General features: G+C 41.3%; 8 protein-coding genes and 1 tRNA gene. 1 reads left to right on the forward strand and 8 read right to left on the reverse strand.

What is annotated here, in order from left to right; genetic code table 11:
- Positions 1-21: 21 nt before the first annotated feature.
- From F7C14_RS01115 to F7C14_RS01130, 4 genes are all read right to left on the reverse strand, one after another.
- A complete protein-coding gene (locus F7C14_RS01115) occupies positions 22-258 on the reverse strand; it encodes a hypothetical protein (protein WP_290898919.1) in 237 nt (78 codons plus the stop codon).
- Between the two features lie 5 nt (positions 259-263).
- Positions 264-539 carry a BrnT family toxin gene (locus F7C14_RS01120; protein WP_290898921.1) on the reverse strand — a complete coding sequence of 92 codons (276 nt, stop codon included), beginning with the start codon at positions 537-539 and terminating at the stop codon, positions 264-266.
- On the reverse strand, positions 532-696 hold the full coding sequence (locus tag F7C14_RS01125; RefSeq protein ID WP_290898924.1) for a hypothetical protein: 165 nt from the start codon (positions 694-696) through the stop codon (positions 532-534). Before F7C14_RS01125 ends, F7C14_RS01120 begins: the two co-directional genes overlap by 8 nt.
- Positions 697-1,009: 313 nt before the next feature.
- A tRNA-Val gene (locus F7C14_RS01130) sits at positions 1,010-1,082 on the reverse strand.
- A 78-nt stretch (positions 1,083-1,160) separates the two neighbouring features.
- Here F7C14_RS01130 and F7C14_RS01135 point away from each other — a divergent pair.
- Positions 1,161-1,472 carry a ribonuclease P gene (locus tag F7C14_RS01135; protein WP_290898927.1) on the forward strand — a complete coding sequence of 104 codons (312 nt, stop codon included), beginning with the start codon at positions 1,161-1,163 and terminating at the stop codon, positions 1,470-1,472.
- Here the strand turns inward: F7C14_RS01135 and F7C14_RS01140 are convergent.
- The 4 genes from F7C14_RS01140 to F7C14_RS01155 are packed head-to-tail and all read right to left on the reverse strand — an operon-like array spanning position 1,469 to position 4,444.
- Positions 1,469-2,440, reverse strand: a complete 972-nt coding sequence (locus F7C14_RS01140) for an Lrp/AsnC family transcriptional regulator (RefSeq protein WP_290898930.1) — start codon at positions 2,438-2,440, stop codon at positions 1,469-1,471. The two genes, F7C14_RS01135 and F7C14_RS01140, sit on opposite strands and share 4 nt — an antisense overlap.
- Positions 2,412-3,113 (reverse strand): bifunctional precorrin-2 dehydrogenase/sirohydrochlorin ferrochelatase, encoded by a 702-nt coding sequence (locus F7C14_RS01145; RefSeq protein ID WP_290898933.1) that lies wholly within the window; start codon positions 3,111-3,113, stop codon positions 2,412-2,414. The genes F7C14_RS01140 and F7C14_RS01145 overlap by 29 nt, the downstream gene beginning before the upstream one ends.
- Positions 3,114-3,162: 49 nt before the next feature.
- Positions 3,163-3,525: a PaaI family thioesterase gene (locus F7C14_RS01150; protein ID WP_290898937.1), complete on the reverse strand. Its 363-nt coding sequence runs from the start codon at positions 3,523-3,525 to the stop codon at positions 3,163-3,165.
- A complete protein-coding gene (locus F7C14_RS01155) occupies positions 3,506-4,444 on the reverse strand; it encodes a peptidase U32 family protein (RefSeq protein WP_290898940.1) in 939 nt (312 codons plus the stop codon). The genes F7C14_RS01150 and F7C14_RS01155 overlap by 20 nt, the downstream gene beginning before the upstream one ends.
- Between the last annotated feature and the right edge of the window lie 62 nt (positions 4,445-4,506).

A 4,506-nucleotide genomic window follows, 5' to 3' on the forward strand; every position in this document is an offset into this window, starting at 1 on the left:
AGTTTTAAAACGATTTTCAGATTACTTCTTCCTCCTCCTTCTCCAGTATGGTTTGACGTAAACTCTCTTTCCGTTAATCTTGCGGTAATGCCCTCTAACGAGAACTCTATCCCCAACATAAACTGAAACAACTTTTACATCTTTGAATTCTGGGAATTCATCAACGGATTTAAATTCAGCCTTACCAGATTCTATCTCTTTCCTAATTTCTTCCACAATTTTTTCAATCTCCTCTTCAGTATAGCGGGGCAATTTCATCACAATCACTTTCTCATTTTTCTATATATTCTTTTCTCGGAATTAGTTGCATCTCTGGCAGTGATCACATAATACGAATTCTTTTCTCCTATAATTTTCTCCAAGACTATGAAAAGAATTCTTCCGTGTGCTGATGCAATCATCACGTATCTTCCTCTATGTTTCCAAATTACTTTTCTGCTATCTTTTACAGCCTCTTCAACTTCCTCCACGCTCACACCATGTTTCGCAATGTGATCCACATTCCAATCATCCCATACTAAAGTTATTTTTCTAACCATAATGCTTCGTCCTCCTGTTTATTTCGCTTGCTCTGATGATTTTCAGCTCGTTCGAATAGTGATCGTATTCGAGGACGTCGTAACGTTGGAGCTCCTTGTTCAGCCTCTCGAACTCTGGAATCATCCTCGATATATACTTTACATCCTGAGGGATCATGAACTTGAAAAGATACGTTCGCTTGCATTGACTCGACAGCAACTTGGGGAAATCCCGAATACTTTATAGTGGTTGATCAACTCTTTCGACTTGCTTTTTGCCGAAATGTATGGAAACTTGCACTTTAAATCAAAGGATTTGTCTGTAAAACAGCAAGAAAGAGCTTATCTACTCATTAAAATTTTCGAAAGGAAGGTATATATTTTTAAAGAAAAGTCAGAAACGACTTCTCTGAGAGAATTGATCAACTATTAAGCTCTTCAATAACCAGAAAACCAATGAAAATTGAAATCTTTAGATTGATGTGTTTGAATGGGCTCGGCCGGATTCGAACCGGCGATCTCCGCCTCGTAAGGGCGGCGTCATAACCGCTAGACCACGAGCCCTTAAAAAGTAGAGCAAGTAGTTGAATTTAAGATTATCGCTCAAAAATGTTAAAACCCGCTTTTGGAATTTTTCTGTTAATGCCTTTGAAAAGAGAGAAAGACCTCGAAAAGAAAATCGCAAAAGAACGGATTGAATTCCTCCTCAATAAAGCTCAGGAAATTAAAAAAGAGAATTACGAGCTGGCAAGAAGATACGTTGAGCTGGCGGTGAAAATAGCGAAAAAGTACCGAATCAGACTTGGAAAGCTCAAAGTTTTTTTCTGCAAAAAGTGTCTTTATCCCTACGCTGAGGGGAAGTTCAGGGTGAGGGTTCACAAGTCAAGAGTTATCGTTACTTGCTTTAACTGTGGATACGAGAGAAGGATTCCCGTTAAACCAAAAAAAAGTTAGATGTTTCTCAAATTCATCTTGCTGTAGAGTATCCTCACTTCTTCAACTCCCTCAATCTCCCTAACTTCTTGAGCAATTTTCTCTATGGTTTCCCTTTCAAAAGCGTGCACCATGAAATAGAGGGGGTAGTTCCAGTTCTCTGGACATTCCCTTTCAACAAGATGCGTTATTTGAGGAAAAAGTTCGAGCAAAATTTTCGCAACTTTTTCCGGACTTTCCGTTCTTACTAAGTTCATACCGTTCTCCTTAAAGCCTGCTCTCTCTCCGTTTAACACGGCGTAAAAATCCCTCACGACTCTCTTTTCTATTAACTCCTTCAGCAGATCCACTATCTCTCCTTCCTTCATTCCGTATTTTTCAGCAAACTTTCTGAATGGTCTTTCTTCCACGGAAAAGTTCTTTTCCATGTCTTTCAGAAGCTTTGGGCTAATTCCAAGCTCTTCAACTAAAGGAACTTTTTCGTTTCTCTCAATTCTGTTACTCCAAGAAACTCCCTTGTAAAGGTCGTATTTCACATCCATCTTGTAAACTCTCCTGCTCGGTAAAACGATGTAGTCCTCCACTTTACACTTCTCCATCAGCGTTTTGATCTTCTCAATTAAAGCCTCCTTGTCTTTTGCTTTTATCGTGTACCAGAGATTGTAATTTTCATCCTCTCTCAAGAAGTTGTGTTTTACGCCGCTTTCGTTATTTATCATCCTTGCAACTTTGAAAATTCTGTTCTCCTCAACTTTCACTCCAACTAAAGCTGCTACGCTCTCCCCTCTAAACGCCTTATAGTTCAGTTGAGGTCCTATTCTTATGATCAGTCCCTTCCTCAGGTAGCTCTCAAGCTCGTTTTTTAGGTAATCGAAACTGACTCCAAGCTTTTCCGAAAGAGCTACGAACGGCTCTTCCGTCAGGGGCATGTTGTATTGAGCTGCCATCAGCAAATCGACATCAAAATTGAATTCTCGTCTTTGACTCATCCAAATCCCTCTCACCACTCAAGTATTCCCTTAAAAAGTTTACCGCATACGTCTTAGCATCCTCAATCCTACCACTCTTAACGAGTTCAAGAAACTTTTCATCAGAACTTATGGCGAAGTACATCTTCATCCTAATATCGACGGGAATTTCCTCATCTTTCATGTACCTCTTAAAAAAGTGCATCGCCCTCAGAAGGTTTATGGTTTCCCTGTCGCTCTTTATCATTTCGAGTATTTTGTCCCTAACGATTCTTGCGACAATCCCGCTCTTTCCTTCAGTCGTTACGGCTATTTTTATTCCTTCGACTTCTCCTTCGAAAGGTACTACGACTTCGGTTCTCTCCGCATCGTTGGCGAAATTTTTGAGAAAGTTGTACTTTTTCGAAAGCTTCTCAACAACTTCGTTCACTTCTCTACTTCCCACAGCCACCACTACCATAAACGCATCTTTCACGTATTTTTCGAGAAAATCTGCTCTCTTCGCATCACCGTAAACAAGTTCCACTTTTCTCTCCTTTTCAAGCCTCTTCAGCTCGTCGGAAAAATCGAGGCTTATGACAACAACCTTTGCTCCGTAACTCAAGAACTTCTTCGCTCTGCTTGTCCCAACTCCTCCTCCACCGATTACAACTATTTTCTTTCCATTTAATTCGACGTACAGTGGTATTCTCATCCAAAAATCAGTGGACGAAAAAGCTTTAAAATGTTTTTATTGCAAACTTCTAAACTGCCAGCGTTATGGCCGTTCCTTCGGAAATAACTTCATCTCCCCTCTTTACTCTGATGACGAAAAAAGCTGTCCTTCTTCCGCTTATCTTTTCAGCTTCCGCTACAAGCTTATCTCCCTCTTTGGCACCTTTAAAAAAGTTTATCGAAATGTTGATCGCCATCCTTTTCATGTCGTAGTTTGCAGCTAAAGCGAGGGCAAAATCAGCTAAAGCAGCAATGTAAGCGCCATGAGCTGTACCGTGGATGTTTAAAAACTCCTTCTTCACGACTCCGGAAACCCTCGCATAACCTTCCCTTACCTCTTCCACTTCCGCTTCTAAGAATTCGGCGAAAGGGTCAGATTTCAATTTTCTCACCTCTCGCAACACCCATGAGCTCCAAAGTCCTCCTCAATCTCTCGGCGTCTCTTCTTTTAGCAATTTCCGCAAGCTTCCTTTCCCACTCTTCGAAAATAACGTTATTGCTCTCGATAGCCTCTATAAACTCCCTGTAGAATTTCACAATTTCGTAAATCAATTCGGTGCTGTACTCTCTTCCCTGAATTTTCAAACAGTCAACTCCAGCTTCGATTAGATCCGGGATTTCTCTAAGCAGTAAAAACATGTCGTTCGGAAGGTTTCCGAAGGCGTGGTTGTTCAGACACCAATTAGAGAGGCAAGGTCTGAAGCAAACTCCGCCCCTGTTAGGACTTCCGATGTAGTACGATTTTTCTCCGATTTTCTCGTATCTTAGCGACTTGTAGCTGCTCATCCAGCATTTGCCAAGATAAGTGAAATCTGTGTTGGCGTGGATTAAAATCTCTATTCCTATCCCCGCTCTCTCTTTGATTTCCCTTATCTCCTCCAGCGTGAGCTTGCAGTCAGCTACAAGCATCGAAGCTCCAGCTTCTTTGTAGAGCTTAGCCTCCTCGTAGTTTATGACGTTACAGCCTATGCTCGCCACTATTTTGAAATCCGGATAGTTCTCTTTCACGTACCTCATCAAACCTAAGTCGTTGAGAATGACAGCATCAACTTCAGCAGAATGCAGAAATTCCATTTTCTCTTTAAACATTTCAAACTCAGCCGGCTTGGGAAAAGCGTTCAGAGCAGCTCTTAGCTCTCCGTCAAAATCGTGAGCAATTTTAGCAGCTTCTATAATTTCCTTATCTTCAAGCTCGTACTTCTTACTCCTCCTGCTCCACCCCTTCACTCCGACGTAAACGCTGTCAGCTCCAGCTTCGAAAACCTTCCTAACCATCTCCAAGTTTCCTCCGGGACCAAGAAGATCAACCATCTCTATCACCTCGAAACGTAGATTTGACCGGCTTTATTGAAATAAAATCCATTGCAAAGTCC

Origin of the sequence: Ferroglobus sp. (assembly GCF_015521575.1) — an archaeon.
Classification (GTDB): Archaea; Halobacteriota; Archaeoglobi; order Archaeoglobales; family Archaeoglobaceae; genus Ferroglobus.

Excerpts from the sequence above, each read along its gene's own strand:
- F7C14_RS01115 (WP_290898919.1), bottom strand. The coding sequence starts at position 258 with ATGAAATTGCCCCGCTATACTGAAGAGGAGATTGAAAAAATTGTGGAA.
- F7C14_RS01120 (WP_290898921.1), bottom strand. The coding sequence starts at position 539 with ATGGTTAGAAAAATAACTTTAGTATGGGATGATTGGAATGTGGATCAC.
- F7C14_RS01125 (WP_290898924.1), bottom strand. The coding sequence starts at position 696 with ATGATCCCTCAGGATGTAAAGTATATATCGAGGATGATTCCAGAGTTC.
- F7C14_RS01135 (WP_290898927.1), top strand. The coding sequence starts at position 1,161 with ATGCCTTTGAAAAGAGAGAAAGACCTCGAAAAGAAAATCGCAAAAGAA.
- F7C14_RS01140 (WP_290898930.1), bottom strand. The coding sequence starts at position 2,440 with ATGAGTCAAAGACGAGAATTCAATTTTGATGTCGATTTGCTGATGGCA.
- F7C14_RS01145 (WP_290898933.1), bottom strand. The coding sequence starts at position 3,113 with ATGAGAATACCACTGTACGTCGAATTAAATGGAAAGAAAATAGTTGTA.
- F7C14_RS01155 (WP_290898940.1), bottom strand. The coding sequence starts at position 4,444 with ATGGTTGATCTTCTTGGTCCCGGAGGAAACTTGGAGATGGTTAGGAAG.